Below are 22,152 nucleotides of genomic sequence, written 5' to 3'. Positions count from 1 at the left end.
CCGAGTTGCGCCTGCTATTGCTGCAGGCGCAAGTCTTGTTTGCTCCGGGACGGCTATCGTTATCCTTTACTCTGCCTTACGCCCAGGTGGGAGAGGGGTGAAAAAGTATTTCCTGGAAAAGTCCGTTTTCATATTACCGGGAAAGATTACGCCTTCCGTCTTGCCATTGGAGCGGATCAGCTGATCTTTAACCGTCAGGAATCTCAGGCGCGCCAGTTTCAGATGAGCTTGCGTCATCGAACTGACTGATTGGGCTGAGCAGTGAAAGTGCGCATACCACATCACTTTCTTGCTACGACTGTCGACTATTTCATACTCAAGCAAGAAACTTGACTCCTTTGGCGTCGACTTATCCGTCCAGGTCGGGTTTTGAATAGCCACTTCGTGTTCTCCCAGCAAGTACTCGAAGCTGCCGGCATTCGGGGGCAATGCCTTGGTGGTTTTAATACGCAGTTTTTTTCCTTCCTGGACCAGTTGGTCGCTTGCGCGTTTGAGGTCCTGGTACAGTTTTACGGCTTTCCCATGATCAGGCCCGGTAACGCCTGTTATCTTCTGATGAATGTTTGCCGCCAGTTCCTTGAGTTTGGTTGCCTGTGTCAGGAACCTGTCTTCGAGACTGGTGGGGTTACGGTACAGGGGAGCGTCTTTCCTGTAGCTCCCAATAAGCTTATTGATACTATCGACAAGTTTTTGCCCTTCGTTGAGCATTGTCCGGAGCTCAGGAGTTGATTTAGGTAATTGAGGAACTTGCGCTGATTCGACATTTCTTTGCTGGTAGAGGTCATCACCTTCGTGCCTGTAGTAAATAATGTCTTTGCCGGTTGCAATATCCTTTACCGCTACCGTTTCGTCAGGCTCGCTCGTCGTTTTCTCCTGAGTCTCTCCTACTCGATAACCTTCCGGTGTGTTGATCAAGCGTTCATTGGGGCGTTTGGTTCTCTTTCTGGCTTTTTTTGGCGTCTCTGCGACGCTTTGTTCTGCCTCTGTCGGGACAGCTTCGCCCTGCATGTCCTCAGTGATCGACGCGGACAACTCTTCTTCAGCAATATCTCGCACAGCCTTCAAGGCCTTGAGAAAGTTCTCGAGAAATGCCTGAGGTACATAACTCTGTTGAGCGCCAACCTTGCGAAGGTTGCCCGCCATGAGTTCCGCATCATTGTAAATACCGACCGCTTCCTGGAGCAGGTCGATCCGTTGCCCCGGGTCAAACCCTTGCGTCGAGTTCAACTTCAATACGTTAGCCGTCACTTCCCCCAATCTCGCTTTACTCAGCCCTTCCAGGCCCGCCACTTCGCTCAGGCTGGGCTCAAGCAACGAATCCCCCGCCAGTACCCCTCGCAAGCTGACCAGATGTCGAACGGTCAAAAAATCCGTGGTAAATGTGCGTTTCTCGAACCGGTCTTTTAATAGCTTGGTAAAATCGGATAAATCGCCGGTTCGTTGTAAGTAACCCTTTCTTGCCTCCCTATCCAGAATCTCAAGTTTCGTCATTGCTTGCTCAAGTCTGGAACTGACGCTGATCCGCTCCGGGAATAAATCGATCAGTCGCTTCCTTATCTCAAATACTGCGCTGTAAGGTGCATCAGTGGTCGCCGTTTTGAGTTCATAGGCCAGTGGAAAAATATCCTGTTCAGAAATCCCCGACTCTGGCCATACCCCCGGCAGCTTGTTCAGCTCTTCATCGGCAACACCAAGACTGATCACGATTTTTTTCAAATTGGCGATGATGGCGTCACGTTGATAGTCTTTATCTCTTTCAAGAACCTTCACTGCATCCTCAAGTGTCTTGGCTCTTTCCAAATGACCATCAATGAACAGCTTCGCTTTCTTCTTATAATCCAGATCCGCATTGCGCAGGCTTTTTCTGAGCGCTAAACGCGCCTCGCCGGTACTGGTCCCGTCTTTGATCTCATTCGCTATGGCGCGTGCCTTTTCGAGGGCGTCGTTCCCGTTTTTCTGTGCCGGTTTCAGGTTTGCTTCCAACGCCTCTACACGTTTATTAAGTGCCTCGACCTTGCGCGCATTATCCGCACGCCGCGCCCGTAGTTGCGAATCAGCGAATACGTCGGACAGGTATCGGCTACTTCCTTGACCGCCCCCACGCACCCGAAACTCCGGCGCGATATCCCAGAGTTCCTGGCCATTGTTTTTCAACTCCAGCCCTTTTATCGGCTTTCCCAGGTTGTCGAGAACCACAACGTTTTCGCTCTCGGTCGGCGCGACGTTTGCCCAGCCTTGCCCACGGAGACGACCGGGGACTTTTGCATACCAGCGGCCATCGACCACCTCAATCCCTTTCGGTGCCGGGACGGTAATTACCGGTCCGCGTCCGGCTTGATTGATTTGCAGGAATCGCTCGAGCAATTGCCGTGAATTGCCGGAAGTCGGCGTTGAAAAATCCAGCACGCTGTCGGTAATGGCAGTGGCCGCGCCTGGCCCGATCGGGGGTTTGAGTTGCGGCTTGACCTCGACAGCCCCTGGTCGGGGCACTATCGAAGGGCGCGCGAAGGGTTGGACCGACGTATGGATATCGGGTGCAAGACGGTGAATCAACAAAGACAGCGCCAGATTGATCAACAGGTTGAACGTCAAATCCTGTATCGGGTCGCTGTCGTCATGGGCGAGTGCCTGCAACGCCTGTAAAACAGAGGTCTCCATGACAAACAACCAGCCAACGGTTGCTGCGGGGCCGCTTACAAAGGGCAGGACCACGTTAAGTACGCTGTCGACGACGATCAGCCCCATTTCCTTAAGCGTGTTCCAGCGGTACTCGGCATTCGACAGTGTTTGCTCGTCCGCCTGGCGAGCCAGGATGTTGGCGTTCGCTTCATACAAATGCGTCAGCACATCACCACTGAGTGACTGTTTGTCGAATTCGGCAGGTGCGGGGCGCAGCAAATCCGTATCGAATATGACGCCCACCGGGTGGGGTTCGCGGAAGCCTCCGTTGTCATAGATTCTGCGCACATCTGCTTCCAGCCAATCCAGGATGCTTTTCTGCAACGACGGATTGGGCCGGCTGTCCGAGGGCTGCTCTTCGGCTGGCCTGGGATTGTTGCTGACAATTTCCTCCATCAAGGCATCGAGCGAAGCGAACTCAATCAGTTGTTCAGGGTAAAGAGGCCGGTACAGGATATGCGGGCCGACCGTTTCGTCTGCCGTTCCGAACACAAACATGTCGGGAACCACATGGGTTTGATTCGACATTTCGGTTTTAAACGCCAGGGGCCTGATAACGATCTGTTGCCCGGTAACGCGCCTGGCTTCGGACTCCGGCTCCATAATCGCCGCTACATAGCGGTAACCCGCATCGGTAAAGCCTGATCGTTGCCGAATCTTGTTCTCGAGCGCGAGCATCGGCAGTTGAATGCGCAACTGATCAGCGAAGAGCTTTTCACGCTCCGCTCTCTGTGCCAGATCATCGAGCAGAAGCCTTTTGATTTCGGCCGGGTAATTTTTACCGATGTCCGCGGCGCTGATCAGCGCTCTCAGGTTATCGAGGGTCATCCAGGCCGGTGCAGGCGAGCCATCCTTGAGTTTGAACTCAGAGGCCAGGAAGGGTAATCCGGCCAGGTTATTCAAGGCTCGATGAGTCAGGCTTTGGGTTTCGCTCGTGAACCGGCCGGTTCCGGGTTCGACGATCAGCAGCTCGCCATCTTCATTACGGTATTGGGTAACCTCGATCAGGTCCGGATCTACCGCTTCGCCATAGGAGGACATCCCGTCCATCAGAGCCTGGTTGGCAAACTGTTCGGCAGTGGCGATCCCGTGGTTGTAGGCCAGGCCTTTTGTAGTTTGTTGAAGGGCCGCCAGTCGAAACAAATACCGACTGTATTCCTGGATGTCGGCATTGTTGGCGAGCGTTGCCCAATCGGGCAATTGGCTGCTGACTTCGCCATAAAGCCTTTGCTCATGCAGGCCGGGATTGGATTTCAGGAGATAGGGGGCCAGATCCGTCAGGTGAGCGTACCGGTCTTCCAGAACCTTCAGATCCTGCCCCTCCACTGAGCCGAACAGGTTCAGGTCCTCAAGCTGATTGTTGAGCAATGCCTGGGCCTGAGTGACGAAGACGTCGCCGATCGACTCGAAAGGCTGTAGTTCAAGAGCGCTGAACTCCAGCTCGCGTCCTTTCTTGCTCACCTGGTCATCCGCGAACGCCTGCAACGAATCATAGGCCTCAATAGCTCCGCCAGGTTCGAACCAGACAACCACTTCACGACCATTGACCTTACGCGTGACCAATACCTCGTAGGCCAGATGAGCCTTCAGGGTTCGCCCGGTTCGGGCCTGGTAGTCAATCAAAAAAGCCTGTGCGCAATCCCGGCCATAACGACTGACGCGCAGGGCTTTGTCAGGGCTTTGGATGACTTGCAAAAGCGTATCGGCCTGCTCTTGATTCAGAAAGGAGCCGCTGGCCGATGGCCCCATACTGACCAGCAGTGCCGTTCTGAGCACATCGCTGAGCCATTGCCAACGGCTGGTACCTTCGACAGCCGGTTCATTCCAGTAATCGACCAGGGACTGTTGCAGCGCCGGGATCATGACCTTGGGTAATCGGCGCAAAAGATCTTCGACCTCTCGCATATCGACCTCAATGCGTTTGTCTTGCGCATCACTGAGGAAGTGCCCATTGGTGAAGTACAGCTGCGCCTTTGCGGTAATGCTATGGATCATTACCTCAAACAGCGGTGTTGTGGTATAGCCATCGATTCGAGTGTCCTGGCGTTCGACGCCGTGACCGTTTTCGCCGTCGCCCTGAAGATCGATGATGTTTTCGCTGACCCAATTGGGCGTATTGAGGGTTGTCGTGAGCACGTCGATTTGCAGCGCGGGATACCTATTGTCCAGTGCTGCGCTGAATTGCCTCAACGCCGCGGTGATCACGATCGGCCGGTCCTTGAACTCTTGTTGAACCGCCTGTGCCAATGTGTCGGAGATTTTTTTCTGTGTGACTGGAGCGTCCGTCATCAAAACATCCTGTTGTCATATATTGAACGGCAAGGCCCCCTTGGCCCGCCTCAACGGGATGTAATGCGATTTCACGGGTCGATGTGCGGTAACTGAATACCCCACGTAAGCTTTGGCAATGTGTACTCACGCTTTTTTGCATATATCTTGAAATGATTTCCAGCTGTAGGATCCGTCCCTCCCGCCTGTACGATTCAAGTCCTTTTTTCCTTTCAGGACTTGCATGAACACCCTCACGGAGCCCCCCAGTTACCCTTTCCCTTCGCGCTTACGTGCAGTCTTGATGCACGCGAAACACCCGGTCTTTCATTTTCCGATTACCCCCGACATTGCAGCTCCACGGCCCCTGCGCCGCGCCTTGCCGTGCCCGGCATTCTGAATTCACTGAAGAGATCGAGACATTTTTATGGAATGGTTAGCCGACCCCACCGCATGGCTGGGCTTGTTGACATTGATTGTGCTGGAGCTGGTGCTGGGCATCGACAACCTGGTGTTTATCGCCATCCTCGCCGACAAATTGCCGCCGGAGCAGCGCGACCGCGCGCGGTTGATCGGTTTATCCCTGGCATTGCTGATGCGCCTGGGACTGCTGGCCAGTATTTCCTGGCTGGTGACCCTGACCCAGCCACTGTTCGAGGTGTTCGACAAGAGCTTCTCCGGGCGTGACCTGATCATGCTGTTCGGTGGCGTGTTCCTGTTGTTCAAGGCCACCATGGAGCTGCATGAACGGCTTGAAGGTCACGTCGGCCAGCGTTCATCCAACACGGCGTACGCGCTGTTCTGGCCGATCGTGGCGCAGATCGTGGTGCTGGATGCGGTGTTCTCCCTCGACGCGGTGATTACCGCGGTGGGCATGGTCGATGAGTTGGCGGTGATGATGATCGCGGTGATCATTTCCATCGGCCTGATGATCGTCGCCAGCAAGCCGCTGACCCGTTTCGTCAACGCGCACCCGACGGTGATCATGCTGTGCCTGGGCTTCCTGATGATGATCGGCTTTGCGCTGACCGCCGAAGGTCTGGGCTTCCATATTCCGAAGGGCTATCTGTATGCGGCCATCGGTTTCTCGATCCTGATCGAGGTGTTCAACCAGATCGCCCGGGCACGGCGCAAGCGCTCGATGCAGGGCCTGCGACCGATGCGCGAACGCACTGCCCATGCGGTGATGCGTTTGCTCGGCGGGCGCAAGCTGGCGGTGGAAGAGGTGGGTGAAGAGATTGCCGACATGCTGGACGACGGCGAGGCACAGAGCGAGGAACTGTTCGATCGTCGTGAGCGGGTGATGATCAGCGGTGTGCTGCAACTGGCCGAGCGACCGATTCGCACCCTGATGACTGTGCGGGCCGACGTCGATCACATTGATCTGGCCGATGATGCCGAGGCGATTCGCACGCGGTTGATGCATTCGTCGTACTCGCGTCTGCCGTTGATTCGCGACGGTGCGGTGGATGAGCCGTTGGGTTTCGTGCACAAGAAGGAGTTACTGAAGGAGTTCCTGGCCGGCAATCAACCCGACCTTGCACACCTGGCACGCCAGACCATCAACCTGCTGGACAGCTATTCGATCCTCAATGCCCTGGAGCAGATGCGCAAGGCGTCGACCCACATCGCGTTCGTGGTCAACGAATTCGGCGATTTCGTCGGCGTGCTGACCATGACCGACATCCTCGAATCGATTGCCGGCGAGTTGCCGGACGCCAGCGAAATCGAAGGGCCGGATGTGGTCGAGGAGAAGGGCGGGTTCCTGGTCAGCGGCGCCTTGAACCTGGCGCGGGTGCGCCAGCGCACTGGCTTTGCGGCAGAACCGACCGACGACTATCAAACCCTGGCCGGGCTGGTGGTGAGCTTGCTGGATCGCCTGCCGATGAAGGGCGACAGCCACGAGTGGGAAGGGTGGCGGATGACGGTGATGTCGGTGCAAGAGCGGCGGGTGACTCGAGTCTTTTTGGCGCGTATCGGCGGGTAGTTTTGCGCGGGGGCTTATGGCCCCTTCGCGAGCAAGCCCGCTCCCACAGGGATAGCGCGATGCCTTGTGGGAGCGAGCCTGCTCGCGAAGGCGGCCTGATAGGCGACGCACCTATCACTGATGAAAGGTGTACCGATCCTTCCCCGTATGCTTTGACTCATACAGCGCCGCATCCGCCTTGATCAGCGCCTGGTTCAAGGTGTCGCCCTCCAGTACCCTGGCCAGGCCGATACTGATGGTCACCGGATGTCGGGTCACTTGCTCGCGCACCACCTGGCACAATTCGCCGGCCAGGGCCTCGACATCTTCGCGGCGCACCCCGGCCAGGTAAATCGCAAACTCTTCACCGCCCAGTCGCGCGTATTCGAAGTGGCTCATCACCGTCTTGATGTCCGCTGCGATGCGCTTGAGTACTTCATCGCCGATGTCGTGTCCGTAGACGTCGTTGACCTTCTTGAAATTGTCGATATCGATCATCGCCAGGTAATGGTCGTGCTCGCGTGGAACGCGGTGCAGCTGTTTATCGGCGCGGGTCATGAACGAGCGGCGGTTTGGGATTTCGGTGAGCGTGTCGATGTACGCCTGGTCCAGCAGCAGCCTGGACATGATGAAGTTATACAGTTTGGCCTTGCGCAGGATGAGAAAGGTGTAGAGGGTCAGCGCGCAGAAAAAACCCATGTAACAGACCATCATCACGCCACTGAGGTCGAACAGCGCCACATCGCCGTCGAAGAACGGGTTGAGCATCAGCCAGGTAACGATCTGGGTAGCAAAAAACGTCCAGCGGCTCAGCGGCAACGTGGACGCACTGTACAAGATGCTTGTGGCTGCCAGCATCAGCCACGCGGGCTGTAGATCTTGCGGTAAACCTTCGATCAGAAGGCGCGCGCCAACGGTAATGGTCAGGGCGAACAGCAGATTGAGCACATCGAAATGCCGGGCCTTGCGGGTGAACACCAGAATGATCGAGAAGATCGCAAAGAGCCCGATAAACGGCACTGAACGCCAGGTGAGTCCCTGACCGCCGACGTAGCTGATGATCAGATCGAAGACAATCCACATCACGATGCTGGCGAGGTAAATCAGCAGGCAAAAGGAGTGCAACCGTTCGAACTCATGTTGGATGAATTCAGCCTGCAACTCGGCCGGTGGCGCCTTTTTCAGCACTTCATCTTCAATGGTTTTGTACATCATCGACTTTGCTCTTGCGCTGGTTATCGAGCATCACCTTGCCCCATGGCCGGTAACGCAGGGAAAACACCGCACCGGGATGGCAGCCCGTCGATGCCGTTTGCAGGTTGGCCGGTTCTGCGCGAAAGGCCGTGCTCGCGGTGCTGACCTGACGAAACGCTTCCTGAACGATGCCGACGGAGCAGGGCAGCGCCTGGGCGTAACCCTGGCGCACCAATGGCGGTAAACGCTCGGTACCGGCACCGTCCTGCCACCAGACCTGAATGCCCTGGCCGGCCAACGCCGCCAGCCACCGACCATTGACACGCGGCGCCAGCTTGCCGACGCTGAAGGCACTGACATGCAGCGGCGCATCGAGCTGGCCGGCGAAGTCCTTGAGTTGACGCAGCAGGGTTTGCCGGCGATCAGGGGCGAGGAAATGCAAGTCGTCCAGCTCCATCGGCAAGTACCAGCCAGTGACCAGAAGCTTCCAGTCCTTGAGCAACTTCTGACGTTGGGCCAGCGACTGGCCCAATTGCGCCTGCCAGTAACTCGCCAGCCCGGCACTGTCCAGCTCATTGATGCGTTGGTAATAGGCCGGGTCCATGTACAACCCCAGCACCAGCTTCAAACCTTGGGCCTGGGCCAGCTTCAGGCTGTCGGCCAGCCAGCCGTGGGCGCCGCCGAAATCAGAATCGCCGTAGGCCGTCCACTGCACGATCACCGTGTGGACACCCTGTTTGGCCGTGTCCTGCCAGATCCGCTGCCATTGCGCCTGGCCGAGACTCGCATCGACGTTCAACGGTTGATAGAAAATCCGCTCCTCAGCGCGGACCATCGCGCTGCCGAACAACAGGCACACAAGCAATAGAAGTCGCTTCATCAGAAATTCAACTCCACGCCCAGCAGTACACCGTTACCGCCTTCATACAAATTGCCGCCCAACGATTGCTGGTATTCGGTGCGAACCGTCAGGTGCGCGCGGTAGGCGTTGTAGATGTCATCGTCGAACCACCATTGCCAGCGCAGGCCGATGCCGGTGCGTAAATCCTGGCGCCAGTCATTGCTCGGATCCTGGCTGGCAAATTCGAGAAAGCCGTAGGGCATGAGGGTTTGCGCGCCGTTGAACGGCAGCTTCCACGCGTGACCTTGCTGGAAACGCGACAACCATTGATGGTCGCCAGCCTTGGTCCACCACGCGGCATCCAGATAAAGAAAGCGTTCTTCCCAGTCGCTTTCGTCGACGCGCCAGTCGTTGCGAAACCTGCCCTGATCCAGGAACGAAGCGGTGCTGCGCAACAGGTAATCGGTGGTGGTGTGCCCGTCCTTGCGGTGATCCTCGACCTGGTCCGACAGCTTTTCCGGAGCCAGCATCTGGCCCAGGCTCAGGCCGTGATTGTCCTGGTCATCGAACTGGCTCTGCTTGTAGATCTCGCCGTAGAAGTTGATGTTCGCCGTGCCCCAGGGTTTGTAGCGCAGCCCCACGCCGGTGGCGATGGATTCGGCGTAGCTGGATCGACTCTGACCACCGAGCAGTACGCGGCCATAGACCGACAGTGTGCTGCCGGCGCGGCTCGGTTCTTCGCCCAGAGCGTGATCCCACATGGCCAGTTGTACGTTTTGCGAGGTGGAACGGCGTCGTGATCCGCTGGTTTCGTCGGATCGCAGGAAGTCGTTGGTCGAGACCCCGGCCGGCGACCAGGTGCTGGCCACGGTGCGCGAGTCGCGGCGTGACAGGGTTTCATGGGCGCGGCGTTGGCGATAACGCCGGGCCTCCATGCTGCCGTCCTCGTCGTCGGCCGCTACCGGGTTTTGTTCCAGATCGATCACCCGGCGCAGTTCCTTGCGCGCCGCTGCGCTGTCCGCAACTTCGTCATAGCGCGAGGCGAGGGTTTCGCCGAGGCGATAATCCTCGGGGAAGCTTCGGGTGGCGCTTTGCAGATAAGGAATGGCCTGGGCGCGTTCTTCCCGGGTGTCAGCACCGGCCAGGCGCATGCCGTAATCGGCGCGGTAACGCGGGTTATCCGGTTCGAGTCGTACCGCCTCGGCCAGCCAGGCGGTGCTTTGCACAGGTTCGCCGGCCTTCTGCGCGGTGACCGACGCGGCGTAGAAGTGCCCGGCATCCGCTGAATGTTGCAAGGCGGAGCGTTGTCGTTGCAGGGCCAAGCCATGATCGCCCTGCGCATCGGCAATCGCGGCACCCAGTGCCCATTCGTTGGGGCCACGGCTGCGGCTTTGCTGCCAGTAAAGTTCGGCGGCTGGCAGGTCCCCGGCATTCAGGGCGCTGCGACTGGCGGTGAGGCGGGCGTTGTCGCTGAGTTCGGCATCGGGCAGGCTGCGCCAGATTGCCAAGGCTGCGGCCGAATCGCCGGCCGCTTCGAGGGCATAGGCCAAGGGCACGCGGCTACTTCGATCGCCGGAGCTTTCCGCCTGTTGGTAATAAACGACGGCAGCGCCAGGGCGATCCGGCATGGCGCAACGCCCCAGTGCGCGGTAGTCGCCGGCGGCCCGGGGTTGCGCACCGATGGCTTGCTGCACGGCGCCGCACTGGCCGCTCTCGGCCAGTTGCGCCAACAGTTGGCCGCGGGTGGCGGGGTCGACACGATTGAGCAGCGACACGATGCGCCGTTGCTGTGCAGGCGTGGGCGTCGACGAGGCATACAGCGTCGCCAGCCGTTGCAACAGGGCGTCGGGGAGCTTGCCGCCATGGCGGTCGTAAGCGTTTTCCAGCAGGTGCTGTGCGTGTTCGCGCTGTCCGGCATTCAGCGCCAGGTACGTGGCCTGATCGAGCGAGCGAAGGTTGCCGGTTTGCTGGTAGTGCCGCTCCCAGAGTGTCGCCGCTTCGGTAGTGCGCCCCAGCGCCTGAACCAGTTCGGCCCGCCGCTTGACCACCTCGGCGGTCTGCGGCTGGCTGGCAAGCCAGGCCATGACTTTGTCGCTTTGACCTTCTTGCTGCCAGATGTCCAGCAGGTGTTGCTGGCGCCGGCTATCCCAGGGTTGCGGCAGGCGCGTGCCTTGCAGGAGTTCGGTGGCGTGCAGGCGTTGGGCAAGGATCAGCCAGGTCTCGGGATCAGCGTCGGCGGGGCAGCCACGCAATTGCATGAGCGCGGCATCCGGATCGCGACGGGACAGCCATTCGGCGGTCTCCAGGCACGGCCGCTGCAATTCACCGCTCAAGCGCTGCACCGTTGTGCTGTCGCCGGTTTGCCGCGCCAGCTCCCACAGGCGCCGGCGTTGCGCGGGGTCGGCAAGATCGTCCGGCGGCAGTGATTGCAGCCAGCGCTGAGCCTGTTCGGTGTGCCCCACGGCTATCGCGCGATCGACCATCGCCAGGCGAGTCTTGCGTGCCGCCTCCGGGGTGGGCGCCTGTTGCAGCAATTGCTCCAGCGGTTGTTCGTCGAGCCGTTGCACATACGCATTGGCCAGCCGCTGCCAGTCTTCGGCACCCAGTTGATTGTTGGCGGCCAAGGGCGCGAGTTGTTCGATGGTGCCGTTCCAGTCGCGCAGTTGCTCGGACCAATTGGACAGGGCCAGGTGCAGAATCCGGTCGTCACCTTTGGGCTCCAATTGCGCCAGCCAATCGTGAGCCCGGCCCGCACCGCCAAATTTGGCCAGGCTCAGGCTGTAGGCCTGCCACAGGCGGATGCGTTGGTTGAGGTTGCTGGCGGCCATCCATTGTTCGACCTGCCCACTGCCGGGCGGATCCTGTTCGATCCACGTCAGGCGCAGGTTGAGCAAGGCATCGCTGTTTTGCGGGTTATCCGGCAGTGCTTGCAGTGCGTCCTTGTAGCGCCGTTGCTTGGCCAGCGCTTCGACCAGCAGCGCCCGCGCTTCGTCATTTTTCGGCACGATGTCCAGCAGGTGGCGCATCAGTCGTTCGACTTCGGCCCAGTTGCCTTTTTTCGCTTCGCGGTAGCTGCGGTCCATGTAGGGGAAACTGCGAAATTGCTCGAAGTCAGTCAGCGGTTCGGCTTGAACCCAGGCGGCGTTAAGGCTCAGCAGCAGGCAACCGACGAACACGGCATGAGGTTTCATTCAACCTCCCGGGCGATGCGATAGGCGGCCTGCTGTTCGCTGGCTTGTTCAACCAAAGCCTGTTCGAGGACGTCCTGGGTGATCATGCCGCGGGAGATCAGGTGTTGGCCCAGCGACATGTGCTCGGCATCGAAGTCGATCAGGGCCTGATTGAACAGGCTCGGCGGGACCATGCCGCGCACTTGCAGCAGATTGCCCAGCAACACCTGATGATGACTGATGCGTTCAAGCAAGGCTTCATCATCCTGATGACGCTCAAGCACCTCGAGCATGTGATGGACGTCGGCATTTTGCCGGGGGCTGGCGTACCAGTGGCGTATCCCCAGCGTGACCCGCCCCTGGGGTGCCAGGCGACAGCGCACCGGGCGCTTCAACTGGCGGCCGATGGCGCCCAGCGATACCTGACTGACCGGCCCTTCGGAGGCCAGCACCAGCGTGTCGCCTTCCTCGGCCACGGGCAGTACGCCGTAGTGGGAGGCAACCTTGCGCGGCACCAGGTCGATCAGGCGTTTGTCGAGTTTGAACGGATTAAGCGGCGCCCACTCCATGTCCCGTTGCTCGGCCAGGGTTTGCACCAGTTGCGTGGTGTCGATGTGCCCGCGCAGCAACAGCTCATGACCGAGGCGCCGGCGCACCGGGTTGGTGATCGCTGCTTCCAGTTGTTCTTCGCTGAGCAGGCCTTTTTCCACCAGGCGATGACCCAGCGGCGTGCGTTGGGCCTTGGTCAGGGCCGGGAATTCATGGGTGGTTTTATCCCAGGCCACGCGACGGGAATCGCCCATCTCCATGACCTGGCGCAGCGCCCGTACGTTGGCGAAGAAGTTGATGAAGTTGCTCCACATCATTCGCGGTGCCGACAGCAGGCCTTCGCCCAAGCCGTAATAACGGGTGACGAACCAGCCGCGCTGGAACAGCCGATTGAGCAGCATCAAACCGTTGAGCCACAGCAGTGTTTTGAGCAGCGGGCTGTCGGCGAGTATCGACGGGTAACGCCAGGCATTCGGTGCGATGACCGTTACCAGCCACATGGCCAGCAACACCAGGAACAACAGGTTGACCAGGAAACTCAGCAAGTAGGCGATCATGCCGCGACGGTCGCGCCACAGAAAATAGTTGAGTAACCCCGTGGGGCTCCAGCCGAGGTTTTTGGTGCCCTGGAAAACGATGCCAACGATCCAGCGCGATTTTTGCCGGATCGCATGCTGCCAGTCCCGGGGAAAATGCTCGCGCACGCAGATCACCTGGGAAAACGCACGATCCATGCCGAACACCCAGGGCTGTTCGAGCGCCAGTTTCGGGTCGCTCACCGAGTAGCGGGCGAAGATGCAGATCATGCCTTTTTGCTTGAGGCGAAAGCCGATGTCGTAGTCCTCGGTCAGGCTCTGCACATCGAAGGCAATGCCATCGCCATCTTCCAGCAGCGCGCTGATGGCCTTGCGGCTGAAGCAGGTCCCGACACCGGCGCTGGGTACCTGGCCCGTCAGGGCCTCGCGAACGATCACGTCCTTGCCGTGGTTCTCGGCGAATTCGTCGACGTAGTGCCCGGCGGTGAAACCTTTCCATTCCGGCGCGTAGGGGTAGACCGGGATCTGGATCAGGTCCTTGTTCGGCAGCAGGTAGTTGAACAGGCGCAACTCCATGGGTGAAATCACGTCTTCGGCATCGTGCAGGATGAAGCCGGCGAACTGGATCTTCGCCTCGCTTTCGAAACGCAGGATGGCGTCGATGATGTTGTTCAGGCAGTCGGCCTTGCTGGTGGGGCCGGGGCGCGCGCAGACCACTTTGTGCACATTCGGATAGTGCTGGCAGACCGCATCGACATCGGCCTGGGTTTCGGCATCGTTGGGGTAGGTGCCGACGAAAATCTGATAGTTCTCGTAATCGAGGGTCGAGGCCGCCAGGCGTGCCATTTCACCCACTACCCCAACTTCGTTCCAGGCCGGCACCATGATCGCCAGTGGTTTTTCGCTTTTGGTGTAGAGCCGCTGCTCGTCGGCACGCTTGAATTTTTCATAAATGCGCCAGCGGCGGATCAGCTTGCGGGTCCAATACACAAGGTCAATGAACAGGTCATCGAGCCCGAGTACAAACATCAACAGCGCCAGGATGATCGCGAGGTATTTGAGGCCGAACAGCACATAGGCAAAGAAGTCGACCAGACCAAAACTCATACCGCTTTACCCGACGACGAGTGTTGTTTGAGCCAGGCGCAGAGCCGGTTGGCAATCCGCTCGCTGGCGTGGCCGTCGCCGTAAGGGCTGAAAATTCGGCTCATGCGCTGGAACGTGGCGTCGTCATCGAGCAGCAGGCTGGCTTCCTTGACGATGCGTTCCGTGTCGGTACCCACCAACAACACGGTGCCGCCTTCGAGCACCGAAGGCCGTTCGGTGACATCGCGCAGTACCAACAGCGGTTTGCCGATGGCCGGGGCTTCCTCCTGGATGCCGCCGGAGTCGGTGAGGATGAAATGCGCGCGGTCCATCAGCCAGACAAAGTGCTGGTAATCCTGTGGTGCGACCAGGTAGATGTTGGGCTTGTCCGAAAGCACGCTGTAGACAGCCTTCTGCACCTGCGGATTGAGGTGCACCGGGTAGACGAATTGCACATCCGGGTAGCGCTCGGCGAGATGGGCCAGCGCCAGGCAGATGTTGCGAAAGCCGCCACCGAAGTTTTCCCGGCGGTGCCCGGTGATCAGCACCATGCGCCGCTTGTCATCGAGTACCGCCAACGGCGAGTCAACGGCCGGGTGCCAGTGAATGTCCTGCTGATGGGTGCGCATCCACAGCAGCGCATCGATCACCGTGTTGCCGGAGACTTCGATGTGGGCCTTGGGCACGCCTTCGCCCAGCAGGTTCGCTTCGCCCTTGGTGGTCGGCGTGAAATGCAGGTCGGCGAGGACACCGGTCAGGCGTCGATTGGCTTCTTCCGGCCAGGGCGCACGCAAGTTGCCGGTGCGCAAACCGGCTTCGACATGGCCGATGGGCAATTGGCGATTGAAGGCGGCGAGGGCGGCGATGAAGCTGGTGGTGGTGTCGCCGTGAACCAGCACGATATCCGGATGCACCCGTTCGTAGGCCTTGTCCAGATGCTCCAGCAGCTGTTCGGAGAGACCATTGAGCGTTTGCCCCTGGGTCATTACCTGCAGATCTTCATCGACCGACAGCTCAAAGGAGTCGAGCACCTGCGTGAGCATTTCCCGGTGCTGGCCGGTCGAGCAGATGTTCAGTTCGATACCGGGCCAGTTGCGCAGGACCCGTGCAAGGGGTGCCATCTTGATGGCTTCGGGTCGTGTGCCGAACACCATCATGACTTTAAAGGACATGAACCCTCCCGGGACAACTCACGCCAGACGCGTCGCCGCTGTTAAGAGTGCTTATCACTTGGGTATTGAATAAAGCAGCCGGATGGGGGGTTGTCCAATGTGCGCCTTCGCTCCATCGCGACGCCTGTAGGAGCGAGTTCGCGATGGTCGTCAACGATAACGCGGGCTACCCGAATGATCGCGTTGCCCGAACGTTTTTCGCAAGAAGGCTCGCTCCCACATTCGATGTGTGTTGCACACACTTTTTGTGCACGCTGAAGATCCCCTGTGGGAGCGAGCCTGCTCGCGAAGGCGGCCTGACAGCCGGCCTGAATGCTGTTGACCGAGTACATATCCATTCTTGCGGTAACGGCCACTTAGGGTTCCGCTTTTACAGCGGGTCACTTGGAAAAGCCCCAAGTAACCAAGGGCTCTTGCCCCTGTCGATCGGTGCCTCGCTAATGCTCGGCATGCCCTCGCTCCGGTCCTGCTCCGTGGGCCCGCCGCGATCGGCCATCCTTGGCCGTGCGCGGCTACCTCGGCATCCCTGCCGAGCTGCCCACTGCGCAGAACCTCCACTCGGCCTCTCGAGGGGGCGAACACCGCGCAAAGCCAAGCGAGGCGGCCTGGTAGCCGACCTGGTCGGGGTGGTACGCGTGCTTTCTGAAGGAGCGAGCTCGCTCGCGATGAACGCCAGGGCGCCGCGTTTATCCAGGAACTCCGTGGCTTTATTCACGACCATCGCGAGCAAGCTCGCTCCTACAAGTGTGTTGTTCGGTAGTTACCGTCCAATGTGGTGCAAATACCCGGTGTTGTGGCCCATGGTAGCGATATAACTGTCTGGTGCGTTTAGTCACTCTTTTGCCAGATTTAATGCATCTATCTGATTCAAAACATTTTTCAATCTTGCACACAAAGCCGTCCCAACCTGTGGCACACTTTCTGCTGTCTGTTCCGTTGTTACATACCATGTTCCGGTATAGCGGAATAAACAACCTTCCTGGAGTGCTTGCCATGCGTCGACCTTCCTTGTTCAAAGCGTGTGTTTTTCTGTTCGCAGCCTCTGCTGCCGCCATGGGCGTGGCCCAGGCGGCGGACAGTAAGCTCGATAGCGTTCTGGCCCGTGGCAAACTGATTGTGGGCACTGGCAGCACCAATGCGCCGTGGCACTTCCAGGGCGCGGACGGCAAGTTGCAGGGCTTCGATATCGATATCGCGCGCATGGTGGCCAAGGGGCTGTTCAACGACCCGAGCAAGGTCGAGTTCGTGGTGCAGTCATCCGATGCGCGGATTCCCAACCTGCTGACCGACAAGGTCGACATGAGCTGCCAGTTCATCACCGTGACCGCCAGCCGTGCCCAGCAAGTGGCGTTCACCCTGCCGTACTACCGTGAAGGTGTCGGCCTGCTGCTGCCGGCCAACAGCAAGTACAAGGAAATCGACGACATGCAGGCCGCTGGTGACAGCGTCACCGTGGCGGTGCTGCAAAACGTGTATGCCGAAGAACTGGTGCATCAGGCGTTGCCCAAGGCCAAGGTCGATCAGTACGACAGCGTGGACCTGATGTATCAGGCGGTGAACTCGGGACGCGCCGACGCGGCGGCCACCGATCAGTCGTCGGTGAAATACCTGATGGTGCAGAACGCTGGCCGCTATCGCAGCCCGGCCTATGCCTGGAGCCCGCAAACCTACGCCTGTGCGGTCAAGCGCGGCGATCAGGACTGGCTGAACTTCGTCAACACCACCCTGCATGAAGCCATGACCGGCGTTGAGTTCCCGACTTACGCGGCGTCGTTCAAACAGTGGTTCGGTGTCGATCTGCCGTCGCCGAAGATTGGTTTCCCCGTCGAATTCCAATGATCCCGTGAGAGCGGGGCGGTGAATCGCCCCGCTCAAGGTACTGCCGACCATGAACTATCAGTTGAACTTTGCCGCCGTGTGGCGCGATTTCGACAGCTTGCTGGCGGGGCTCGGTCTGGGCCTCGAACTGGCGCTGGTGTCGATCGCCATCGGCTGCGTGATCGGCCTGCTGATGGCGTTTGCTTTGCTGTCGAAGCACCGCGCGTTGCGGGTGCTGGCTTCGGTGTATGTCACGGTGATCCGTAACACGCCGATTCTGGTGTTGATTCTGTTGATCTATTTCGCCTTGCCGAGCCTGGGCATACGCCTGGACAAGATTCCTTCGTTCATCATCACCCTGTCGCTGTATGCCGGGGCGTACCTGACCGAAGTGTTCCGCGGCGGCCTGCTGAGCATTCCCAAGGGCCAGCGCGAAGCCGGCCTGGCGATTGGCCTCGGCGAGTGGCAGGTCAAGGCTTACGTCACCGTGCCGGTGATGTTGCGCAACGTGCTGCCGGCCTTGTCGAACAACTTCATTTCGCTGTTCAAGGACACCTCGCTGGCGGCGGCGATTGCCGTGCCGGAGCTGACCTATTACGCGCGCAAGATCAATGTCGAGAGCTACCGGGTGATTGAAACCTGGCTGGTGACCACGGCGCTGTATGTGGCGGCCTGTTACCTCATTGCCATGATGCTGCGATACCTCGAACAGCGTCTGGCGATCCGCCGATAGGAGGCCCCATGTACGAATCCCCCAGTTGGTTGCATGAGTTGTGGGTTGCACGGGAGCCCTTGTGGCAAGGCTTTCTGACCAGTGTGCAGGTGTCGGCGCTGGCGATTTTGCTCGGCACGGTACTCGGTGTTTTCGCCGGATTGGTGCTGACCTACGGCAAATTCTGGATGCGCGCACCGTTTCGTTTTTACGTCGATGTGATTCGCGGCACGCCGGTGTTTGTGCTGGTGCTGGCCTGCTTCTATATGGCGCCGGCGCTGGGCTGGCAGATCAGCGCGTTCCAGGCGGGTGCCTTGGGGCTGACGTTATTCTGCGGCTCCCACGTCGCCGAGATCGTGCGCGGCGCGTTGCAGGCACTGCCGCGCGGGCAGATGGAAGCGAGCAAGGCCATCGGCCTGACGTTCTATCAGGCCCTCGGCTACGTGCTGCTGCCCCAGGCGCTGCGGCAGATCTTGCCGACCTGGGTCAATTCGTCCACCGAGATCGTCAAGGCGTCCACGCTGCTGTCGGTGATCGGCGTGGCCGAGTTGCTGCTCAGCACCCAACAGATCATCGCCCGGACCTTCATGACCCTGGAGTTCTACCTGTTCGCCGGTTTTCTGTTCTTCGTCATCAACTACGGCATCGAGTTACTCGGCCGGCACATTGAAAAGCGGGTGGCCTTGCCATGACTCAGACTCCAATCAACCCACAAAACGGCCAACCTTTGCTGGACATTCGTGGCCTGCACAAGCAATACGGCCCGCTCGAAGTGCTCAAGGGTGTCGACCTGACCATGCAGCGCGGCAACGTTGTGACGCTGATCGGTTCCAGCGGCTCGGGCAAGACCACGCTGCTGCGCTGCGTGAACATGCTTGAAGAGTTTCAGGGTGGGCAGATCCTGCTCGACGGCGAATCCATCGGCTATGACGAGATCAATGGCAAACGTATCCGCCACCCGGAAAAAGTCATCGCCCGCCATCGCGCCATGACCGGCATGGCGTTCCAGCAGTTCAACCTGTTCCCGCACCTCACCGCGTTGCAGAACGTCACCCTGGGCTTGCTCAAGGTGAAAAAGCTGCACAAGGACGAAGCCGTGGCCCTGGCGGAAAAGTGGCTGGAGCGGGTCGGCCTGCTGGAGCGCCGCGATCACTACCCCGGTCAGTTGTCCGGTGGCCAGCAGCAGCGCGTGGCGATCGCCCGGGCGATTGCGATGAACCCGAGCCTGATGCTGTTCGACGAAGTGACTTCGGCGCTGGACCCGGAGCTGGTCAGCGAAGTGCTCAATGTGATCAAGGGCCTGGCCGATGACGGCATGACCATGCTGCTGGTGACCCACGAAATGCGCTTTGCCTTCGAGGTTTCGGACAAGATCGTTTTCATGAATCAGGGGCGCATCGAAGAGCAGGGACCGCCCAAGGAACTGTTCGAGCGCCCGCAATCGCCACGACTGGCGGAATTTCTCAAAAGCACGCGTTTTTGAGCTTTCAATTTTCAATCAGGAGAAACACCCATGAGCATCACTCGTTACGGCACCGGCAGCAGCGCCGCTGGCGGCACGCCTCGTCCTTTCGCCCGCGCCGTTGAAGCCGATGGCTGGCTGCACGTCTCCGGCCAGGTGCCTGCGTTGGATGGCGAGATCATTGTTGGTGGCATCGTCGAGCAGACCCACCAGACCATGAAGAACCTGATCGCGATTCTCGAAGAGGCCGGCTATGGCCTGGAAGATGTGGTGCGTGCCGGGGTGTGGCTGGACGATCCGCGGGATTTCACCAGTTTCAACAAGGTCTTTTCCGAGTACTTCAAACCTGAACACGCCCCGGCGCGGGCCTGTGTGCAGGCGAACATGATGGTCGACTGCAAGGTCGAGATCGATTGCATCGCCTACAAGAAAAAGACCTGAGTCTGCGGTGACTGCATCGCTGGCAAGCCAGCTCCCACAGGGATTGATGGTGTGCCTGCAATCTGTGGTAGCACACAGAACCTGTGGGAGCTGGCTTGCCAGCGATGGCGGCCTAACAGTCACCGCAGCACTCTGGTTAAACTCCCGGCGACTTTGAAAGGGAACCACTGATATGACCGAAGACACCATCAAGCGCCGGGCACGCGGTCTGGACCGGGCGTTCGATATCCTAGATTTCCTCAAGGAAATCGGCCAGCCCCTGCGCCCGAACGAAATCGCCAGCGGCATCGGCAGCCCCAAATCCACGGTCTATGAACTGGTTGCCTCGTTGCTGGAACGACGGATCCTGGAGCCGGTCGGCAAGGACGGTCACGTGTACCTCGGCCGCCAGCTGTACTTCCTCGGCCAGGCGCATTTGCGCCATTTCGACCTGACCCGCGAGGCCGATCACGCCTTGCAGGACATCGTCAGCCAGACCCGTGAAACCGCGCAGATGTGCCTGCTCAACGGACGCAAGTACACCGTGGCGCTGATGAAGGAGGGCGAGCGGCATTTCCGCATTTCCTCGGACATCGGCGAGAACGCGCCGATCCCCTGGACCGCCTCCGGGCGCCTGTTGCTGGCGCACCTGAGCGACCAGGAAATCGTTGACCTGATCGACCACGACGACTTCATCCTGCCCAACGGCGATCGCCTGGAGCTTGCGCAGTTTCTGAAGGAAATCCGTCAGGCCGGCATCGACGGCTTTTTCTCTTTCGACAGCGTCGCCGACACCTTTACCCATTGCTTCGCCGCCCCGGTCAAAGACCCGAATGGCGTGGCGATTTGCACCTTGTGCATCGTCGCGCCGCGCGCCGATGCCAAGACCCATTACAACGACTACCGACGGGTGCTGATCGAAAGCGCCAACAGCCTGGCCCGTCGTATCAACGAATAACAGCGGCTGCGTACAGCCGCGAATGTGAGGAGTTCGACCATGTCTACTGCCCCCCAAACTGCCGCCGTGGAAAAGGGCTTTGCCCAGACTGGGGCCAACCTGGTCCGTGACGTCAGCCTGCCGGCCCTGGTACTGCATCGCGAAGCGCTGGAACACAACATTCGCTGGATGCAGGACTTTGTCAGCAACAGCGGCGCGGAGCTGGCGCCCCACGGCAAGACCAGCATGACCCCGGCGCTGTTTCGCCGGCAACTGAACGCTGGCGCCTGGGGCATTACCCTGGCCAGCGCCACGCAAACCCGTGCGGCCTATGCCCATGGCGTACGTCGGGTACTGATGGCCAACCAACTGGTGGGCACGCCGAACATGGCATTGATCGCCGATTTGCTGTCCGATCCGACATTCGATTTCTATTGCATGGTCGATCACCCGGACAACGTCGCTGATCTCGGCGCGTACTTCGCCACTCGCGGTGTGCGCCTGAACGTGATGATCGAGTACGGCGTGGTGGGCGGTCGTTGTGGTTGCCGCAGCGAGCAGGAAGTCCTCGACCTGGCCAAGGCCATCGCCGCTCAACCGGCGCTGGCCCTGACAGGCATTGAAGGTTACGAAGGGGTGATTCACGGTGATCACGCCGTCAGCGGCATTCGTGCGTTTGCCGGCTCCCTGGTTCGCCTGGCCGTGCAGTTGCAAGACAGCGGCGCGTTCGCCATCGCCAAACCGATCATCACGGCGTCGGGCTCCGCCTGGTATGACTTGATTGCCGAGGAGTTCGAAGCACAGAACGCCGCCGGGCGTTTCCTCAGTGTGCTGCGTCCGGGCAGTTATGTGGCCCATGACCATGGCATCTATAAAGAAGCGCAATGCTGTGTGCTGGACCGCCGCAGCGACCTGCACGAAGGTCTGCGTCCGGCGCTGGAAGTCTGGGCTCACGTGCAGTCGTTGCCCGAACCGGGCTTCGCCGTGATCGCCCTGGGCAAGCGCGACGTGGCCTACGACGCCGGTTTGCCGGTGCCGTTGCTGCGTTACAAGGCTGGCGTGGTGCCGGCTAAAGGCGACGATGTCGGTGCCTGCAAAGTGACGGCGGTGATGGACCAGCATGCGTTCATGACCGTGGCGCCGGGGGTTGAATTGCGGGTGGGCGACATTATTTCGTTCGGCACCTCGCACCCGTGCCTGACGTTCGACAAGTGGCGCACGGGGTGCCTGGTGGATGAGCAGTTGAACGTCATCGAAACCATGGAAACCTGTTTCTAAGTCCGGAACCGAGGTGCTGCCTTCGCGAGCAGGCTCGCTCCCACAATGGAATGCGTTTCCCTGT

14 protein-coding genes are annotated in these 22,152 nt (G+C 59.5%); 8 read left to right on the top strand and 6 right to left on the bottom strand.

What is annotated here, in order from left to right; all coding sequences use genetic code 11:
- Positions 1–66 precede the first annotated feature (66 nt).
- Entirely contained in the window at positions 67–4,968 is a 4,902-nt protein-coding gene (locus ACW9HW_RS15160; RefSeq protein WP_457400560.1) for a dermonecrotic toxin domain-containing protein, read from the bottom strand.
- Between the two features lie 406 nt (positions 4,969–5,374).
- Here ACW9HW_RS15160 and ACW9HW_RS15155 point away from each other — a divergent pair, with 406 nt between their 5' ends.
- On the top strand, positions 5,375–6,934 hold the full coding sequence (locus ACW9HW_RS15155; protein WP_457400558.1) for a TerC family protein: 1,560 nt from the start codon (positions 5,375–5,377) through the stop codon (positions 6,932–6,934).
- Positions 6,935–7,048: 114 nt separating this feature from the next.
- On the opposite strand, the gene ACW9HW_RS15150 is transcribed toward ACW9HW_RS15155, so the two are convergent.
- Genes ACW9HW_RS15150 through wecB form a run of 5 tightly spaced genes read right to left on the bottom strand, consistent with a single transcriptional unit; the run spans position 7,049 to position 15,461 of the window.
- The gene (locus ACW9HW_RS15150; RefSeq protein WP_457400571.1) at positions 7,049–8,125 is read right to left on the bottom strand and encodes a diguanylate cyclase domain-containing protein; all 1,077 of its coding nucleotides are present in this window, start codon (positions 8,123–8,125) and stop codon (positions 7,049–7,051) included.
- Positions 8,109–8,987: a DUF4434 family protein gene (locus ACW9HW_RS15145; RefSeq protein ID WP_457400557.1), complete on the bottom strand. Its 879-nt coding sequence runs from the start codon at positions 8,985–8,987 to the stop codon at positions 8,109–8,111. Before ACW9HW_RS15145 ends, ACW9HW_RS15150 begins: the two co-directional genes overlap by 17 nt.
- Complete coding sequence (locus tag ACW9HW_RS15140) at positions 8,987–12,139, bottom strand: NfrA family protein (protein ID WP_457400556.1); 3,153 nt, start codon at positions 12,137–12,139, stop codon at positions 8,987–8,989. The genes ACW9HW_RS15145 and ACW9HW_RS15140 overlap by 1 nt, the downstream gene beginning before the upstream one ends.
- Entirely contained in the window at positions 12,136–14,310 is a 2,175-nt protein-coding gene (nfrB, locus tag ACW9HW_RS15135) for a cyclic di-3',5'-guanylate-activated glycosyltransferase NfrB (RefSeq protein ID WP_457400554.1), read from the bottom strand. Before nfrB ends, ACW9HW_RS15140 begins: the two co-directional genes overlap by 4 nt.
- Positions 14,307–15,461 carry a non-hydrolyzing UDP-N-acetylglucosamine 2-epimerase gene (gene wecB / locus ACW9HW_RS15130; protein WP_095194693.1) on the bottom strand — a complete coding sequence of 385 codons (1,155 nt, stop codon included), beginning with the start codon at positions 15,459–15,461 and terminating at the stop codon, positions 14,307–14,309. The genes nfrB and wecB overlap by 4 nt, the downstream gene beginning before the upstream one ends.
- A 993-nt stretch (positions 15,462–16,454) precedes the next feature.
- Here wecB and ACW9HW_RS15125 point away from each other — a divergent pair.
- From ACW9HW_RS15125 to ACW9HW_RS15095, 7 genes are all read left to right on the top strand, one after another.
- Entirely contained in the window at positions 16,455–17,300 is an 846-nt protein-coding gene (locus ACW9HW_RS15125; protein WP_095194696.1) for a transporter substrate-binding domain-containing protein, read from the top strand.
- A 49-nt stretch (positions 17,301–17,349) separates the two neighbouring features.
- Complete coding sequence (locus tag ACW9HW_RS15120; RefSeq protein ID WP_095194697.1) at positions 17,350–18,012, top strand: amino acid ABC transporter permease; 663 nt, start codon at positions 17,350–17,352, stop codon at positions 18,010–18,012.
- Positions 18,013–18,020: 8 nt separating this feature from the next.
- Positions 18,021–18,683, top strand: coding sequence for an amino acid ABC transporter permease (locus ACW9HW_RS15115; protein WP_095194698.1), 663 nt, complete (start codon positions 18,021–18,023; stop codon positions 18,681–18,683).
- Positions 18,680–19,474 carry an amino acid ABC transporter ATP-binding protein gene (locus ACW9HW_RS15110; RefSeq protein ID WP_095194699.1) on the top strand — a complete coding sequence of 265 codons (795 nt, stop codon included), beginning with the start codon at positions 18,680–18,682 and terminating at the stop codon, positions 19,472–19,474. Before ACW9HW_RS15115 ends, ACW9HW_RS15110 begins: the two co-directional genes overlap by 4 nt.
- A gap of 30 nt (positions 19,475–19,504) precedes the next feature.
- Entirely contained in the window at positions 19,505–19,894 is a 390-nt protein-coding gene (locus tag ACW9HW_RS15105) for a RidA family protein (RefSeq protein ID WP_095194700.1), read from the top strand.
- Between the two features lie 172 nt (positions 19,895–20,066).
- Positions 20,067–20,831 (top strand): IclR family transcriptional regulator, encoded by a 765-nt coding sequence (locus ACW9HW_RS15100; protein ID WP_095194701.1) that lies wholly within the window; start codon positions 20,067–20,069, stop codon positions 20,829–20,831.
- Positions 20,832–20,870: 39 nt separating this feature from the next.
- A complete protein-coding gene (locus tag ACW9HW_RS15095) occupies positions 20,871–22,088 on the top strand; it encodes an amino acid deaminase (protein WP_457400552.1) in 1,218 nt (405 codons plus the stop codon).
- The last annotated feature ends 64 nt before the right edge of the window (positions 22,089–22,152 follow it).

Source organism: Pseudomonas sp. SDO5532_S415, from assembly GCF_054071155.1.
The sequence above is the reverse complement of the archived record's forward strand: the minus strand, read 5'-3'. Positions and strand labels throughout refer to the sequence as shown.

What these genes read in the sequence shown, in the direction of transcription:
- ACW9HW_RS15160 (WP_457400560.1), bottom strand. Translation starts at nt 4,968, where the DNA reads ATGACGGACGCTCCAGTCACACAGAAAAAAATCTCCGACACATTGGCA.
- ACW9HW_RS15155 (WP_457400558.1), top strand. Translation starts at nt 5,375, where the DNA reads ATGGAATGGTTAGCCGACCCCACCGCATGGCTGGGCTTGTTGACATTG.
- ACW9HW_RS15150 (WP_457400571.1), bottom strand. Translation starts at nt 8,125, where the DNA reads ATGTACAAAACCATTGAAGATGAAGTGCTGAAAAAGGCGCCACCGGCC.
- ACW9HW_RS15145 (WP_457400557.1), bottom strand. Translation starts at nt 8,987, where the DNA reads ATGAAGCGACTTCTATTGCTTGTGTGCCTGTTGTTCGGCAGCGCGATG.
- ACW9HW_RS15140 (WP_457400556.1), bottom strand. Translation starts at nt 12,139, where the DNA reads ATGAAACCTCATGCCGTGTTCGTCGGTTGCCTGCTGCTGAGCCTTAAC.
- nfrB (WP_457400554.1), bottom strand. Translation starts at nt 14,310, where the DNA reads ATGAGTTTTGGTCTGGTCGACTTCTTTGCCTATGTGCTGTTCGGCCTC.
- wecB (WP_095194693.1), bottom strand. Translation starts at nt 15,461, where the DNA reads ATGTCCTTTAAAGTCATGATGGTGTTCGGCACACGACCCGAAGCCATC.
- ACW9HW_RS15125 (WP_095194696.1), top strand. Translation starts at nt 16,455, where the DNA reads ATGCGTCGACCTTCCTTGTTCAAAGCGTGTGTTTTTCTGTTCGCAGCC.
- ACW9HW_RS15120 (WP_095194697.1), top strand. Translation starts at nt 17,350, where the DNA reads ATGAACTATCAGTTGAACTTTGCCGCCGTGTGGCGCGATTTCGACAGC.
- ACW9HW_RS15115 (WP_095194698.1), top strand. Translation starts at nt 18,021, where the DNA reads ATGTACGAATCCCCCAGTTGGTTGCATGAGTTGTGGGTTGCACGGGAG.
- ACW9HW_RS15110 (WP_095194699.1), top strand. Translation starts at nt 18,680, where the DNA reads ATGACTCAGACTCCAATCAACCCACAAAACGGCCAACCTTTGCTGGAC.
- ACW9HW_RS15105 (WP_095194700.1), top strand. Translation starts at nt 19,505, where the DNA reads ATGAGCATCACTCGTTACGGCACCGGCAGCAGCGCCGCTGGCGGCACG.
- ACW9HW_RS15100 (WP_095194701.1), top strand. Translation starts at nt 20,067, where the DNA reads ATGACCGAAGACACCATCAAGCGCCGGGCACGCGGTCTGGACCGGGCG.
- ACW9HW_RS15095 (WP_457400552.1), top strand. Translation starts at nt 20,871, where the DNA reads ATGTCTACTGCCCCCCAAACTGCCGCCGTGGAAAAGGGCTTTGCCCAG.